The 15,243-nt window shown below is 73.4% G+C and carries 13 protein-coding genes; 5 read left to right on the forward strand and 8 right to left on the reverse strand.

Translation table 11 applies throughout. The annotated features are described in order from the left end of the window. Window positions 1-21: 21 nt before the first annotated feature. The 6 genes from ACQEVC_RS37690 to ACQEVC_RS37715 all read right to left on the reverse strand — a co-directional run bounded on the left by ACQEVC_RS37690 (window position 22) and on the right by ACQEVC_RS37715 (window position 6,700). On the reverse strand, window positions 22-1,134 hold the full coding sequence (locus tag ACQEVC_RS37690) for an ATP-binding protein (RefSeq protein WP_318396226.1): 1,113 nt from the start codon (window positions 1,132-1,134) through the stop codon (window positions 22-24). Window positions 1,135-1,147: 13 nt separating this feature from the next. Beyond that, a complete protein-coding gene (locus ACQEVC_RS37695; RefSeq protein WP_432887935.1) occupies window positions 1,148-2,701 on the reverse strand; it encodes a VWA domain-containing protein in 1,554 nt (517 codons plus the stop codon). Next, window positions 2,698-4,113: a hypothetical protein gene (locus ACQEVC_RS37700; RefSeq protein ID WP_432887938.1), complete on the reverse strand. Its 1,416-nt coding sequence runs from the start codon at window positions 4,111-4,113 to the stop codon at window positions 2,698-2,700. Before ACQEVC_RS37700 ends, ACQEVC_RS37695 begins: the two co-directional genes overlap by 4 nt. Continuing rightward, the gene (locus ACQEVC_RS37705) at window positions 4,113-4,616 is read right to left on the reverse strand and encodes a hypothetical protein (protein ID WP_412102757.1); all 504 of its coding nucleotides are present in this window, start codon (window positions 4,614-4,616) and stop codon (window positions 4,113-4,115) included. The genes ACQEVC_RS37700 and ACQEVC_RS37705 overlap by 1 nt, the downstream gene beginning before the upstream one ends. Window positions 4,617-4,850: 234 nt before the next feature. Then, window positions 4,851-5,690 carry an ABC transporter permease gene (locus ACQEVC_RS37710; RefSeq protein WP_432887942.1) on the reverse strand — a complete coding sequence of 280 codons (840 nt, stop codon included), beginning with the start codon at window positions 5,688-5,690 and terminating at the stop codon, window positions 4,851-4,853. Next, window positions 5,687-6,700: an ATP-binding cassette domain-containing protein gene (locus tag ACQEVC_RS37715; protein WP_432887945.1), complete on the reverse strand. Its 1,014-nt coding sequence runs from the start codon at window positions 6,698-6,700 to the stop codon at window positions 5,687-5,689. The genes ACQEVC_RS37710 and ACQEVC_RS37715 overlap by 4 nt, the downstream gene beginning before the upstream one ends. A gap of 98 nt (window positions 6,701-6,798) precedes the next feature. Here ACQEVC_RS37715 and ACQEVC_RS37720 point away from each other — a divergent pair, with 98 nt between their 5' ends. Next, complete coding sequence (locus ACQEVC_RS37720) at window positions 6,799-7,785, forward strand: helix-turn-helix transcriptional regulator (RefSeq protein WP_318396222.1); 987 nt, start codon at window positions 6,799-6,801, stop codon at window positions 7,783-7,785. Window positions 7,786-7,791: 6 nt separating this feature from the next. Here the strand turns inward: ACQEVC_RS37720 and ACQEVC_RS37725 are convergent, their stop codons facing one another. After that, window positions 7,792-8,841: a saccharopine dehydrogenase family protein gene (locus ACQEVC_RS37725; protein WP_432887949.1), complete on the reverse strand. Its 1,050-nt coding sequence runs from the start codon at window positions 8,839-8,841 to the stop codon at window positions 7,792-7,794. A gap of 198 nt (window positions 8,842-9,039) precedes the next feature. Between ACQEVC_RS37725 and ACQEVC_RS37730 the strand changes: the two genes are divergently transcribed. The 4 genes from ACQEVC_RS37730 to ACQEVC_RS37745 all read left to right on the forward strand — a co-directional run bounded on the left by ACQEVC_RS37730 (window position 9,040) and on the right by ACQEVC_RS37745 (window position 13,672). Beyond that, the gene (locus ACQEVC_RS37730) at window positions 9,040-10,086 is read left to right on the forward strand and encodes an AraC family transcriptional regulator (RefSeq protein ID WP_432891927.1); all 1,047 of its coding nucleotides are present in this window, start codon (window positions 9,040-9,042) and stop codon (window positions 10,084-10,086) included. Between the two features lie 63 nt (window positions 10,087-10,149). Then, window positions 10,150-10,812: a 2Fe-2S iron-sulfur cluster-binding protein gene (locus tag ACQEVC_RS37735; RefSeq protein ID WP_432887952.1), complete on the forward strand. Its 663-nt coding sequence runs from the start codon at window positions 10,150-10,152 to the stop codon at window positions 10,810-10,812. Beyond that, complete coding sequence (locus ACQEVC_RS37740) at window positions 10,809-13,130, forward strand: molybdopterin cofactor-binding domain-containing protein (RefSeq protein WP_432887955.1); 2,322 nt, start codon at window positions 10,809-10,811, stop codon at window positions 13,128-13,130. Before ACQEVC_RS37735 ends, ACQEVC_RS37740 begins: the two co-directional genes overlap by 4 nt. A 101-nt stretch (window positions 13,131-13,231) precedes the next feature. Next, window positions 13,232-13,672, forward strand: a complete 441-nt coding sequence (locus ACQEVC_RS37745; protein ID WP_432887958.1) for a hypothetical protein — start codon at window positions 13,232-13,234, stop codon at window positions 13,670-13,672. A 206-nt stretch (window positions 13,673-13,878) separates the two neighbouring features. Here the strand turns inward: ACQEVC_RS37745 and ACQEVC_RS37750 are convergent, their stop codons facing one another. Beyond that, the gene (locus tag ACQEVC_RS37750) at window positions 13,879-15,243 is read right to left on the reverse strand and encodes an MFS transporter (protein ID WP_432887961.1); all 1,365 of its coding nucleotides are present in this window, start codon (window positions 15,241-15,243) and stop codon (window positions 13,879-13,881) included.

Genomic DNA, 15,243 nt, shown 5'->3' on the forward strand with positions numbered 1-15,243 from the left:
CACTCACGTCGGCGTGGCCGCTCACGACAGCGTGGCGATCGCCTCACGACCGCCCTGGAGGAACTCCGGCCACGATCCGCCGTCGGCCTTGCTGCGCGGCTCGACCACACCGTGCCAGTACTTGTTCAGGATCGCCAGGTCCTCCGGGGTGCGCCGGGCCAGCGAGCCGACCAGCGAGCCGGCCAGCGTCGCGGCCCGGAGCGTACGGTCGCCGAAGAATTGACTGTGCAGGATCGCATCCTCCAGTACCCCGATCTGCTCGGCGGTGGAGAGCGCCGACTCCAGCTTCTCGTCGTCGCTGCCGGCCGCGGCCGCCGCCGCCCGCAGGTCCGCGAAGCTCTGCAACAGGATGTCCAGCAGCGTCGGCGGCACATCCAGCTCGATCCGGTGCCGGCGCAGCAGTTCGGTGGTACGGAACCGGACGATCTCCGCCTCGCTGCGCTTGTTCGTCACGACCGGGATGCGGACGAAGTTGAACCGGCGCTTGAGCGCCGAGGAAAGGTCGTTCACGCCCCGGTCCCGGCTGTTCGCGGTGGCGATGATCGAGAAGCCCGGCTGGGCGAAGACGATGTTGTCGTCGTCGAGTTCGGGAATGGAGACGTACTTCTCGGAGAGGATGGAGATCAGCGCGTCCTGCACGTCGCTGGTCGACCGGGTCAGCTCCTCGAACCGCCCGATCACCCCCTGCTCCATCGCCGTCATGATCGGCGACGGGATCATCGACTGCCGGGACTGGCCCCGGGCGATCACCATCGAGACGTTCCACGAGTATTTGATGTGGTCCTCGGTGGTGCCGGCGGTGCCCTGCACCACCAGGGTCGAGTTGCGACAGATGGCGGCGGCGAGCAGCTCGGCGAGCCAGCTCTTGCCGGTGCCCGGGTCGCCGATCAGCAGCAGGCCCCGGTCCGACGCGAGGGTCACGATGCTGCGCTCGACGAAACTCCGGTCGCCGAACCACTTCTGCGAGATCTCCCGGTCGAGGCCGTCGGCCCGCTCGGAGCCGAGCACGAAGAGCCGGACCATCCGCGGGCTGAGTCTCCAGGAGAACGGCTTCGGGCCGTCGTCGACCGACTCCAGCCAGTCGAGTTCCTCGGCGTACTTCACCTCGGCGGGGGCACGCAACATGTCGGTCATTCGGTGGGGTCTCCTAGCTGAGGAAGTTCTTCAGTTCGAACACGAGCTTGCGGATGTGGCCGGAGAGGACCGGCGCGCCGAGATCCTTGAAACGCTGCCGGAACCACGGGTTCACGCTCTGCTGGCCGCCGCTGCTGACCGAGCCGACCGGAATCACCCGGACGCCGCTGCGGTGCATCGCCGCCAGGCCGTCGAATACGCCCTGCGGATCCGACTCGTAGTAGTCGGAGATCCAGACGACCACGGTGTTGCGGGGCTCGGCGATCTTCGGCCGGACCAGGGTGAGAGCGGCGGTACCGTCCGTCCCGCCACCCAACTTGGTACGCAGCAGCACCTCGAACGGGTCGTGCACCCACGGCGTCAGGTCCAGCGCCCGGGTGTCGTACGCCACCAGGTGCACGTCGACCTTGGGCAGCCCGGCGAAGATCGAGGCCAGGATGGTGCAGTTCACCATCGCGTCCACCATCGACCCGGACTGGTCGACCACCACGATCAACCGTGCCGGGGTGGTCCGCCGGGCGGTCTGCCGGTAGTAGAGCCGGTCGACGTAGAGCCGCTGGTCCTCGGGGCTCCAGTTGGTGAGGTTCTTCCAGATGGTGCGTTCCAGGTCGAGGTTGCGGAACACCCGCTTCGGCGGCACCGAGCGGTCGATGGTGCCGACACTCGTCTGCTGCACCTGGGTACGCAGCACCTCGGCGACCTCGTCGACGAAGCGCCGGATCAGCGCCTTGGCGTTGGCCAGCGCCACGCCCGACAGGTTGTGCTTGTCGCGCAGCAGTTGTTCGATCAGCGACATGCTCGGGGTCAACTTGCTGGCCAGGGCGCTGTTGCCGAGCACCTCGCGCAACTGCATCCGGCGCACCAGGTCGCCCTCGATCCCGGTCAGTACCCCGGCCAGCTCACCGTTGCCGGGCTGGGTGCCCACGCCGGGCCCGCCTCCGGTGCCGGCCCGGCCGCTGCGCAGTTGCCCGGGCGCCAGCCCGAGTGCCTGCTCGAACCAGCCGGCGTCGGACTGCCAGCGGGCCAGCTCGGTGGCGGTGACGTTGCCCGAACCGGTCGCGAAGATGTTGAGCAGCAGCTTCGACACCAGGGCGGCCCGGCGTACCTCGGCGGTACCGACCCGCTCGACCGGGTCGGCCCCGCCGGGCGGCGTCCCGGCGTCACCGGCGGTCGGCTCGGTGCCCGGAGCAGGCGCGGCCCCATCGACGGGCGTCCCGGCGTCATCGGCCGCCGCGACGCCGGAAGCGGGGTCGTCGCCCGGCCTGTTCGGGCCGCCGTTCGGCGCGGGACCGCCGGTGGGCTCGGGGTCGGCGGACGGCGGTGCCATCAGGTCCCGGATGTCGGCGGCAAGCTCGGGAAAGCGCTGCACGACGGTGTCCACCGAGACCGCCGGATCCAGCAGTGCCGCCGGTAGGCCGAGGTCGTCGACGATCGCCACGCTGGCCGACTCCAGCGCAGGCTGCTCGTCCGCGTCGAACAGCCGGGCCAGTAGGCGCCAGTAGAGCACCTGTCGCCGGTTCTCGTGGGAACGGGTCGCGCCGCCCGGTTGTCCACTGTGCTCGTTCATCGGCGCAGCAACCGTCCTGCCCGCTCACGGAGTACGGCCACCGCGTCGCCGGACTTCGCCTCGGCCTTGACCACCTTGGGATCGGTGGGGCCGAGCGCCCAGTCTCCGGTGTGCGCCTCCGCCGTCGCGCGCTTCAGGGCGTATCGCACCGCGAGCGGTTGCAGCAGCCAGCGGCCGGCATCCCAGCGGAGCAGACCGAGGCAGGCCGACGACCTGGCCACCAGTTCCGGGGTGAGCGGCGCGCAGGCCGGCAGTCGGGAGACGTCGACCGGAAGGGACTTCCCGTCGAGTTCCAGGACGAGCCCGCCCCGATCGTCGACGGCGGCCGAGTAGTTCTCCAGCAGGACGGGTTCGGCGATGCGTACCGGATGGCGGTCCAACGGTGGGGCCGCCGATGCGATCGCCTCGGGCAGCCGCAGCCGGGCGGTGGCGAACGGGTCGGCCGGCTCGGCCGGCCGGGCCTGGTCGTCCCGCCAGAGCAGGTCACCACCGGGCAGCAGCGGCAGGTCGGTGATCTCCAAGGCGCGCCGCTGGGCGAGCGCACCGAGCAGCACCGGATGACCGGCGAGCAGTCGCCAGACCGCCGGGCCGACGATGGTCTCCACCTTCGCGGCCGAGACGCTGGCCCGGACCAGCCGGGGCGGCGCGCCACCGGCCGGTTCGAGCACGCCGTGCACCTGCACCTGGATCGCGGTGCCGTGCTCGTGCACGTCCGCGCCGAGCGGCAGCAGCCGGCCGGAGACCACGGTGGCGGCGGCCGGGGCGTCCGGCGAACCGCCGGGCTGGGCCAGCAGCAGGGCCCGGGCCCAGAGGTCGGCCCAGCGCCGGGCCGGAAGCCGGTCCATCGTCGCCACCGGACAGCACCCGCGCAGCTCGGCCGCCAGCCCGTCCAGCAGCACGGCCAGCCGGCGCAGCGACGGCACGGCCAGCGCCGCGTCGAGGGTCTGCGCCGAGGCAGCGACCAGGTCGTGGTCGACGCCGCGCCAGCCCGCGATGGCCAACTCGCGAAGCCACGACCGGCACCCGGCCAGCACGTTGTCCGGCGCCGACGGTGCGGGATCGGCCGGCGCGGCCGCCTCCCAGCCTGCCCGGGACCGGCCGAGTGCGGTGTCCAGCCGGGCGAGCAGCGCGTCGTGCACCGCGCCGAGCAGTGCCGTCCGCCCGCCGGCCAGCACGCTCAGGTGCTCGTCGGCGAGTGACCCCGCCACCACCTTCTCCACGGCCACCCGCACCCGATCACCGAGTGGGGTCACCGCGAGGGCGTCGGCGAGCGCGGCCAGCGCCGCCCTGGGCTGCTCACCCAGTCGGGCGAAGCCGTGGGTGAAGCCGTCGTCGAAGCCGCCGACGAGGTCGAGCGCCTCTTCGATCCCGGGCTCGACCTCGTCGAGCAGGGCCAGTTGGGTAGCCAGCATCAGTCGACCGTCCCCGTCGCCGGAAACCAGTGCAGTTCGGGAAGCGGCTCGGTGCTGCCCGGCACCTCGAGGTAGGCCAGGTGCCGCAGGAAGCGGCTGAAGACCACCGCCGCCGGTGTCGGCTCGTGACTGCCGTCCAGCCGGTCCGCCAGATCGGCACCGATGGAGTCCCCGTCGGCCAGGTCGATCCGCAGGTAGCGGGCGACCCGCTCGACGCCGTACTGCAGGGTGGCCTCGTCCAGCAGCGCGTCCAGGTGCTTGCAGGGCGCGCCGCGCAGCCCGCCGCACGGGCGGTTGTTGTTGGTGCTGCAGTTGAAGGCGTGACTGCCGGCGGCGATCGACGAGACGTAGACCCGTTCGATGTCCGAACCGCTCGACACGACGCCCTGCAACCGCCCGTCGGCCAGTTCGACGAAGGGCACCTTCGCCAGCTTTCGGGGCTGCACCGCCGGCAACACCCGGGCGGCGCTGCGCCGCTCCCACCCGACCTCGATCGTTCCCACGACCCCCGCCCTTCTCGTTCGATGCCCCGAGAAGATAGACGGTCGCGGCGACATTTTCCGCCGCGGGGATCGGGCGAGCGCGTATGCCCACCTCAGCGACGAGGTCCGTGCCGTGACCCGGGCCCCACCGGGCGAGCTGAGGTCGTCAGGTGCCCGAGGTTCGCCGGCAACTGACGCCGGACCGATGCCGGGGCGGGACGGACGCGTGTCGTCCCGCCCCGGCGGGCCACCGGATCAGACGGCGCTGCGGGCCATCGCCCGTACTCCGACGGTCAGGCCGACAGCGGCGGTGACCAGCGCCGCGACCCAGCCCCAGAGCACGGTCGTGGAGCCGATCTCACCGGCGAACAGCGCGCGTTCGGCGTCGACGAGATAGGCCAACGGGTTGAAGTGCGCCGCGACCCGCATCCACCCCGGACCGGTCTCCAACGGCAGCAGGATTCCGGAGAGCAGCATCAGCGGGAAGATCAGGGTCTGCTGCACGGCCCAGAACATCCAGTCCTGCTTGCGTACGGCGATCGCGAGCGAATAGCTCAGCGCGCCGAGCCCGACGCCGAAGAGCGCGAGCAGCGCCAACCCGACCAGCGCGCCGACCGGATAGAGCCGGAAGCCGAACGGGATCATCACCAGGACGATGATCACCGCCTGTCCGGCGAGCGGCACCATCTCCTTCAGCGCGCGGCCGACCAGCAGCGACGACCGGGACAACGGGGCGACCAGCATCCGCTCGTGTGCACCGGTCTGGAACTCGAACAGCAGGTTGGCCCCGGTGGCCGAGGTGCCGAACAGGGCGGTCATCACCAGGATGGCCGGTACGAACCACTGCCACACCCCACCCTCGCCGAGGGTCGCACCGGCCTGGCTGCCGAGCGAGCCGACCAGCAGCGGCCCGAACAGGCCGAGGAAGACCAGCGGCTGCACCATGCCGAAGATGATCGAGAACGGGTCGTACCGCAACGGGCGCAGTTCGCGGGTCAGCACGATGCCGATGTCGCGGAGCAGGCCGAGCGGACCGCTCCGGCCGCCCGCCGGAACCGGGGTCGGCGACGGGGCGGTGGCGCTGATGGTGGTCACGGTGCGTCCTTCCGGGTCTGCGGGTCCTGCGGGCTGCCCTGCGCGGTCGGGGTCTCCTGCTCGGCCTCGCGCAGGCTGCGGCCGGTGAGGGTGAGGAACACGTCGTCGAGGGTGGGTTGGTGCGCCTGGGCGGTGCCGACCCGTACGTCGGCGGAGACCGCGGCCCGGAGCAGTTCCGGCAGTGCCGCCGGCCCGTCGGCGACGTGCGCCTCGACCCGGGAACCGGCACAGACCACGTCCCGGGCGCCGGGCAGCCGGTCGACCAGCCGGGCCAGCGGCCGGGCGTCGTCCCCGGCGGCGGTGACCACGATCCGGTCCCCGGCGAGCTTCGCCTTCAGCGCCGCCGCCGAGTCGTCCGCGATGATCTCGCCGTGGTCGACGATGACGACCCGTTCGGCCATCGAGTCCGCCTCGTCCAGGTAGTGCGTGCTGAGCACCACCGTCATCGCGGCCTCGGCGCGCATCCGCAGGATGTGGTCCCACAGGTTCGCCCGGTTCTGCGGGTCCAGCCCGGTGGAGGGCTCGTCGAGGAAGAGCAGCGACGGCGCGTGGACCAGGCCCATCGCCACGTCGAGCCGGCGACGCTGTCCGCCGGAGAGGGCCGAGACCTTCCGGTTGGCGAGGTCGGTGAGGTCGAGGGCTTCCAGCAGGTCGTCGGCCCGCCGCCGGGCGGCACGCCGGTCCAGGCCGTAGATCGCGCCCTGGGTACGCAGTTCGTCGCCGACCCGCTGGGTGTGCCCGGCCCCGTTGCCCTGGCCGACGTACCCGATGTGCCGGCGGACCCGGCCGGGTTCGCGTACCACGTCGTGGCCGGCGACGGTCGCGGTGCCGGAGGTCGGCGCGATCAGCGTGGTGAGCATCCGCATCGTGGTCGTCTTGCCGGCGCCGTTCGGGCCGAGCAGCGCGACCAGTTCGCCGGGTTCGATCCGCAGGCTGATGCCCCGGACGGCGTGCACGGTCTGGGAGCGGCTCACCACGAAGTCCCGGGTGAGCGAGCGGGCGTCGATCATTCGTTGCTCCCCGGTCGGAGGGTCGGTCGTCTCATGTCCGGAACGCTAGGCGGCATAGCGGCCAGTTTCTGGCCTGAATGTCGGGCAGACTTGCCGGCATGGCGAACACCAGCTCCCGGACCCTCCGCCTGCTCTCCCTGTTGCAGACCCACCGCTACTGGCCCGGCACCGAACTCGCCGACCGGCTCGGCGTCTCGGTCCGCACCCTCCGCCGCGACGTCGACCGGCTGCGTGAACTGGGCTACCCGGTCGACGCGCACCGCGGCGTCGACGGCGGCTACCAGCTCGCCCCGGGCGCCGCCTTACCCCCGCTGGTGGTCGACGACGAGGAGGCGGTCGCGCTCGCGGTCGGGTTGCAGGCGGCCGCGCACGGTGCGGTCGCCGGCATCCAGGAGTCGTCGATCCGGGCCTTCACCAAGGTCGTACAGGTGATGCCGGCCCGGCTGCGGCGTCGGGTCGACGCGCTGCGCGCGATGACCGTACCGGCGTTCTGGGGCGACGGCGGCGGACCGACCGTCGAGGCGGCGGTCCTCACCACCGTCGCCCAGGCCTGCCGGGATGCCGAACGCCTGCGCTTCGACTACACCGCCCGGGGCGGGCAGCGGACCGAGCGGCACGTCGAGCCGTACCGGCTGGTCTCGCTCGGCCGGCGGTGGTATCTGGTCGGCTACGACCTGATCCGGCACGACTGGCGCAGCTTCCGGCTCGACCGGCTGAACGATCCACGCGGCACCGGGGCCCGGTTCCACCCCCGGCAACTACCCGCCGAGGACGCCGCCACGTTCGTCCGGGCCGGGATCGAGAACCTGCCCGCGCCGTACCGGGTGGAGGTGCTGGTGCGGGCGCCGCTGGCCACCGTCGAGGAGCGCCTGTCCCGCTGGGCCACCATCGAGTACGTCGACGAGCGGCACTGCCGGATGGTGATGACCACCGACACGCTGGACTGGCCGGTCATGGCGCTCGGCTCGCTCGGCGCGGAGTTCGAGGTGCTCTCCCCGCCCGAGCTGACCGACCAGCTCCGGGAGTGGAGCGAGCGGTTCCGGCGCGCCACCGCGACCGCCCCGGCGGCCGGGGCCGGCGACTGACCCGGCTCACCCGTCGGCGTCGCCGATCCACCACCGGATCCCGCACGGGGCGAGGGAGTCGAGGAAGTCGCGAGGGTCGTACGCCTGCGCCGGGGCGAGTACCCCGGGCCGGGCGCCGTCCGCGACGAGTCGGCGGGCGGCCTCGACGGCGATGACCGCCGTACTGCCGTAGGTGTCGCTCCCCCGCACGACGCCCCGGACCCGGCGCCCCTCCACACCGACGGCGTCGACCAGGTAGCTGAACCGCTGGCCACGGCGCCCCTCCTCGTCCGGCCCCTCGGGCAGGGCATCGATGACCTCCGGCGGAAGCGGCACGCTCAACGCCGCGCCCAGCCCGGCCTCGGCGAAACTCTCCACCCGCCCGACCGGCACGTGCCGTGGAATGGTCACCACCTCCGCCAGGGGAAACCGTGCCACCTCGGTCGGTTCCGACGCGCCCGGCAGGGTCACCGAGGTACGCCCGGGCGGCACCCCGGTACGCCAGGCACCGCTCTGGTAGGTGAGCCCGCCTCCCCTGATCACGTCGACCGTCGCGCCGAGCGACCGCAGCGAGCCACGGGACGGTCCACCGCCACCGGTGATGAAGTGGCTCACCACGATCTCCTCGACCGGTCCGAGGGTGTCGGCGAGCAGCCGGGCGAGCAGATCCGCCGGCAGGCAGGCGTCGTTCGCGGCGGGCACGACGGTGACTCCGGCGCGCTCGGCCGGCCCGGCGAAGGTGTCGAAGACCGTGCTGAGATAGACCTGTTCGCCGGCGGTGTCGACGTACTGGCAGCCGGCGGCGACGGCGGCTCGGACCACGGCGTGCCCGGAGTCGGTGAACGGTCCCGCACAGTTGACGACCGCGTCGCAGTCCCGCAGCGCCGCCACCAGCGTCCGGTGGTCGTCGGTGCCGGCCACCCGCCGCTCGGCGCCGGTGATCCCGATCCGGGTGGCGGCCCGGTGCAACCGGGCGGCGTCCCGGCCGACGAGGACCGGCTCGACGCCCCGCCGGGTCAGCTCGGCGAGCACGAGACCCGCCTGGTAGCCACTCGCACCGTAGACGGCGATCCTCATCCGGTCTCTCCTCAGGTCGGGGCCCGCCGGGCCGGGGCCGGCCGGGCGGACCGCCGGGACAAGGTCGGGTAGGTGATCCCACCCGACCGGCCCGGGTCCACATCACGCTATGGCGGTGTGTGAAGACGACAAATGCGTAAGACTCTTCCGGGCATGCGTGACCGTCTCAGCGGATTCATCCGGGGATACGCTGACGCGATGGACGTGCTCTCCGACGCGGTCACCGCCGTGCGGACCGGTCGCCCGCACTCCGCGCGGGTACGCCGGCCGGCTCCGTTCGGACAGCGGTTCCCGGCGGTCGACGGGGCCGGCTTCCACGTCGTCGTACAGGGCTCGTGCTGGCTCTATCCGCCGGACGGCGCACCGCTGCGCCTCGGCGTCGGCGACGTGGCGTTCCTGCCGCGCGGCGCCGCCCACGCCCTGGCGGACAGCCCGTCGACCCCGCTGGTGGAGACCACCGCCGCCCGGTCGACAGCGACGTCGACGGAGCCGGGCGGGGGCGCCCGGGAGCGACCGGGCGGTCAGGGCGTGAACCGGCCCGGTCGGCAGGCGACCGACGGCACCGGGGCCGAGACGGTGATGCTCTGTGGCGCGTACCTGCTGGATGGTTCCCGGAGCCACCCGCTGCTGCACGACCTGCCGGAGGTCATCCACCTGCCGGCACGGATCGCACGGCACCCCGGACTGCACGCCACGGTGGAACTGCTCGGTGCCGAACTGCTCCAGCCCCGCCCGGGCGGCGACGCCATGCTGCCCGCCCTGTTGGACGTGCTGCTGTTGCAGATCCTGCGTGCCTGGTTCGACGAGCGGGCCGCCGACGGCGCCGCCACCGGCTGGGCGGCGGCGCTGCGCGACCCCGGGGTGGCGGCGGCGCTGCGGGCGATCCACGGCGATCCCGGTCGACAGTGGACGGTCGGGGAACTGGCCGGCCGGGCGGCGCTGTCCCGGGCCGCGTTCGCCCGGCGGTTCAGCGCGCTGGTCGGCCAGCCACCGCTGGCGTACCTGACCTGGTGGCGGATGACACTCGCCGCCCGGCTGCTCCGGGACGGCGACGCACCGCTGGCCACGGTCGCCCGGCAGGTGGGCTACACCTCGGAGTTCGCCTTCGCGCACGCGTTCAAGCGGGAGTACGGCTCGGCTCCCGGCGGGTTCCGCCGAACCGCGCGGTCGGGCGGCGCCGGCACGGTGCAACCCGCCACCCGGATCCACGCCGAACTCGCCGGGTTGACGCCGGAGCCGACGTAGGCGAGGCTGCTCCAGCCGATTGTGGATCATCGTCGCGAAAGCGTGGCCGGGGACGCCTGGGACATGGAACAGACATTCGAGTTGACCGTCAACGGCGAGCGGCGGCAGGTCGACGCCGACGCCGACAGCACCCTGCTGCACGTGCTGCGGGAGGTGCTCGGTCTCAAAGGCTCGCGGTTCGGCTGCGGCCTCGGCCTCTGCGGCGCCTGCTTCGTCCTGCTGGACGGCCGGCCCGCACCCTCCTGCGACATCCCGCTCTGGGCGGCAACCGGCCGGACGGTCACCACGGTCGAGGGGCTCGCCGACGGCGACGTACCGCATCCGGTCCAGCGGGCGTTCCTCGACGAGCAGGCCGCCCAGTGCGGCTACTGCGTCTCGGGGATCCTGGTCAGCGCGGCGGCGCTACTCGCCGAGCACCCGCAGCCGGACGAGTCGACGGTGGCCGCCGCGCTCGACCGGCACCTGTGCCGGTGCGGCGCACAGCGGCGGATGGTCCGGGCCGTGGTCCGGGCCGGGCGGTACCGGGCCGGCAGCACCGGCGAGGGCGGCACCGGCGCAGGCGACACCGACCCGAGCACCAGCGATCCGAGCACCAGCGACACCAGCGCCAGCGACACCAGCACGACCGGTGCCGGCACGACCGATGCCAGCACGAGCGGCGCCAGGAGCGGGGCGAGCGGCAGCGGGGCCAACGCCGGTGCGTCAGGTACGAGGGTCGACCGGTGAGCGTCGACCGCCGGGACTCCGCACCGGCCGCGCCGCCGCTGCCCCGGGGCGTGGTCGGCAACCCCCGGCTCGCCCGCTGGATAACGGTACGCCGGGACGGCACCGTCACGGTCCGGGTCGGCAAGGTGGAACTCGGGCAGGGCATCCTCACCGCGCTCGCCCAGCTCGCCGCCGACGAACTCGACGTCGACCTCGGCGCCGTCGCGATGGCGGCGGCCAGCACCGCCGAGGGCCCGGACGAGGGGCTGACCGCCGGCAGCCTCTCGGTCGCCGACTCCGGCGCCGCGGTCCGCCAGGTGTGTGCCGAGGTACGGGCGCTCTTCGTCGCCGAGGCGGTGGCGACCCTGGCCCTCGACCCGGACACCGTCACCGTGCAGAACGGAGTCATCACCGACGCGGACGGCTCGCGGCACACGTCGTACGGGGAACTGGCCGAGCGGGTCGACCTCGACCGCGAGGCGACCGGGGCGGTCCGGCCGAAGCCGAGACACCAGGCGCGCTGGGTGGGCACCAGCGTGCCCCGGCTGGACCTGCCCGACAAGGTCTCCGGCCGGCCCCGCTTCATCCAGGACCTCGCACTGCCCGGGCAGCTCTCCGGCCGGGTGGTCCGGCCACCGTCACCGGCGGCCACCCTGGTCGAGGTCGACACCGCCGCCGCGCGGGTCCTGCCCGGAGTGCAGGCAGTGGTCCGGGACGGCGACTTCCTCGGCGTGGTCGCCGAGGGCGAGGAGAACGCCGAGCGGGCCGCCTCGGCACTGGCCGCCGCGGCCCGCTGGCACGAGGAGCCGACCCTGCCGGACGAGGAGGAGATCTCCCGCTTCCTCCGGGACGGACCGGCCGAGTCGATCCCGGTCCCCGAGCCGGGCCGTTCCGGGCCGGCGGGCCGGCCCGCCGGCGGTCAACCTGGCGGTGCGGCTCGACCCGGCGGCACGGGTCGGTCCGGCCTGACCGAAGGTTCTGGCCCGGTCGAGCTGCCGGAGCCGACCCGTGCCGCCGGGCGGGTGGACGGTGCCGGCGAGGCAGCACCGGACGCCGTGCGGGGCGCCGGCACCGGGCAGGTGGTCCGGCGGTTGCGGGCGACCTACAGCCGGCCGTTCCTGGCCCACGCGTCGATGGCGCCGAGCTGCGGTGCCGCCCGCTGGGCCGAGGACGGTTCCGCGGTCAGCGTCTGGAGCCACAGCCAGGGCATCCACGCGCTGGGACGGGCGATCGGCACCGCGCTGGGACTCGACGCCGGCCGGGTCGACGTGCGGCACGTCGAGAGCGCCGGCAGCTACGGCCACAACGGCGCGGACGACGCCGCCTTCGACGCCGTACTGCTCGCCCGGGCCGTCCCCGGCCGACCGGTGCACGTACGGTGGAGCCGCCGCGACGAGCTGACCTGGGCGCCCTTCGGCTCGGCCATGGTGGCCGAGGTGGAGGCCGGCGTCGCCGCCGACGGTACGGTGCTGACCTGGTCCTACGACGTGTGGAGCCAGGGGCACACCGCCCGGCCCGGTTACGCCGGCAGCCCGGGACTGCTCGCCGCCACGCACCGGGACCGGTCCCGTCCGACGCCACCGGCGGCCGATCCACCGGCCTGGGGCGGTGGCGGGACGACCCGCAACGCCTGGCCGATCTACACCTTCCCGGAACGCCGGATCCACGGCCATCGGGCGCTGCGGACCGCGCTGCGCTCCTCGTCGCTACGGTCGCTCGGCGCGTTCACCAACGTCTTCGCCATCGAGTCCTTCATGGACGAACTGGCCCTGGCGGCCGGGGCGGACCCGGTGGCGTACCGGCTGGCCCAGCTCGCCGACCCCCGGGCCCGGGAGGTGCTCTCCACCGCCGCCGAACTCGGCGGCTGGCGGCGGCGCGGCACCGAGGAGCACGTCGGACACGGCATCGGCTTCGCCCGCTACAAGGACCGGGGTGCGTACTGTGCGGTGCTGGCCGAGGTGCAGGCCGAGCACGAGGTACGGGTGCGCCGGCTGACCCTGGTCGTCGACGTGGGGCGGGTGGTCAACCCCGACGGGGTACGCAACCAGATCGAGGGCGGCGCGGTCCAGGCGACCAGTTGGACGCTGAAGGAACGGGTCCGGTTCGACCGCTGGCGGGTCACCAGCGCGGACTGGGAGAGCTATCCGATCCTGCGGTTCAGCGAGGTGCCGCAGGTCGACGTACACCTGTTGGATCGCCCGGCGGAGCCGTCGGTCGGCGCCGGCGAGGCGGCCCAGGGTCCGACGGCGGCCGCCGTCGCCAACGCCGTCGCCGACGCGATCTCGGTCCGGGTACGCGACCTGCCGATCACCACCGACCGCATCGTGGCGGCGCTCTGACCGGCGACCACGCTCCGCCATGGGCGGCGACCGCACGGGGGAGAGACACCTTCGCACCTCGTGTGCGACAGCCGCACCAGGCGGATCGATAACCTTCGGTGATGCGAGGCTCGCGGGAAGACGACGGTTCGGCCGAACTCGACGACGTGGAGCGCCGGCTACGGGCTATCCGGGACGATCCGGAGAAGTCGACGACACTCCGGGAACTGGCGCAGTACCAGCTCGAACGCATCACCGCGCTGCGGGCGGCACGTACCGGCGGCGGCACCAGTACGCCCGCGGTGACGGTGGACCGGCTCGGCCCGTTCCGGTTCTCGGCGATGCCCGCGACCGGCATCGTCAGCATCGAGATCGACCGTGGCGACGGCCTCCTCCCACTGGCGGCCATCGTCTCCGCCGAGGAACTCCGCCAGCTCATGCCGCTGTTCCAGCACGTCCGCAACCACGCCGCGCGCGGCGAGTCGATCCGGATCGACGTCCGGGAGGCGTTCCGCCAACTGCTCGGCCACGACCCGTTCGACGACCAGCTCGACGACCGATGACGGCCGACTGCCGATGGCCCCGGCAGCACGCTCCAGGTGCGGCGGGCCCGCAATGGTCGGGGTGACGCGCCGCCCGGGCCGGCGCAGGGCGGGGTGGGACGGTCCGGGCGGGTGCGGCGGTGCTCCGCCGTCCACGCCGACCGGGCGGGCGGCACCGCGCCTGCCCGGGCGAACCGCCGCCGAGGCTGGCCCGGTGACGGCGCGACTCAGGCGCGGGCGACCGGTTCCACGGCGACGGGTCCGACCGGCTCCTCCGGGCGCTGCGCCGAGCCGGTCGGCTCCGCCGGCACGTCGAGCGGATGCGCCAGTTCGTCCTGCGGCATCCGGGCCAGCACGATCGCCAGTAGGGCGAGCACGGCCGGCAGCAGGCCGGCGAGCACGAACGTCGTGCCGAGGCCGATGCCGGTGCTGACCGGGCCGGCGATGGCCATCGACAGCGGCATGAAGACCAGCGAGACGAAGAAGTCGAGGCTGGAGACCCGACCCAGCATGTGCGGTGGGACGCGCCGCTGGAGCAGGGTGCCCCAGATGACCATCGGGGCCGAGAAGCAGATCCCGACGGCGAAGACCGCCACGGCGATCAGCCAGACCTGGCCGGCGACGCCGACCACGGCCAGCGGCAGGCAGCCCAGGCCCCAGAAGAGGTTCATGATGGTCAGGTAACGCCGTGGCATCCGGAACGCGGCCATGCCCAGCGAGCCGATCGCGCCACCGATGCCGAACGCCGCCATCACCAGCGCGTGGTCCCCGGGGCCGCCGCCGGCCTGATCCTTGATCACGAACGGGACCAGCACCTCGATCGGCCCCATGATCAGCAGGATGAGCAGGGACGCGTAGAGGAGCGTGGCGAGCAGCCACGGCGTACGGCCCATGTAGGCGAAGCCGGCGCGCAGGTCGATCAGGGCCGAACGGATCGGATGGGCCGTCGGTGCCGCCTGGTCGTGCCGCAGCGGCACCGGGCGCAGGGCCTGTAGGAACGCCACACCGGCGACCTCCAGCACGGTCACCACCAGCAGCGCGGCGCCGGGCGACCAGACGGCGATCAGCACGCTGGCCAGCGCGGGACCGGCGGCCTGCATGATCGTCGGGCGGAGCATCCCCTCGACACCGTTGGCCGGCATCAGGTCGTCGGGCGGCAGGATCGACGGCAGCAGCGCGGAGTAGGCCGGATAGTGGAAGCCGTTTCCGACCCCGATCAGCAGCGCCACCGCCGCGAGCTGCCACAGGCGCAGTTGGTCGGTCAGCGCCAGCACCGAGACCAGGCCGGTGACGACCGTCCGGCCACCGGCAACCGCCAGCAGGATGCGGCGTTGTGGGATCCGGTCCGCCAGTACCCCGCCGAGCAGCATGGTGGCCAGCATGCCGGCGGCCATCGCGGCGGAGACGAAGGACAACTCGCCGGGGCCGCCGTCCATCTCGATGACCTGCCAGACGACGGCGATCATCCACACCCCGGCGGCGAACAGCGACATCGTCAGGGCAGCGGCGAGGAGCTGGTACTGCCCGTTGCGGAACGGGCGCAGCGGCCCGCGCAGCCAGCCCGGTCGGCCGTCCCCCGTGGCGCCGTCCAT

Source organism: Plantactinospora sp. CA-294935, assembly GCF_050936445.1.
Taxonomy (GTDB): domain Bacteria; phylum Actinomycetota; class Actinomycetes; order Mycobacteriales; family Micromonosporaceae; genus Plantactinospora.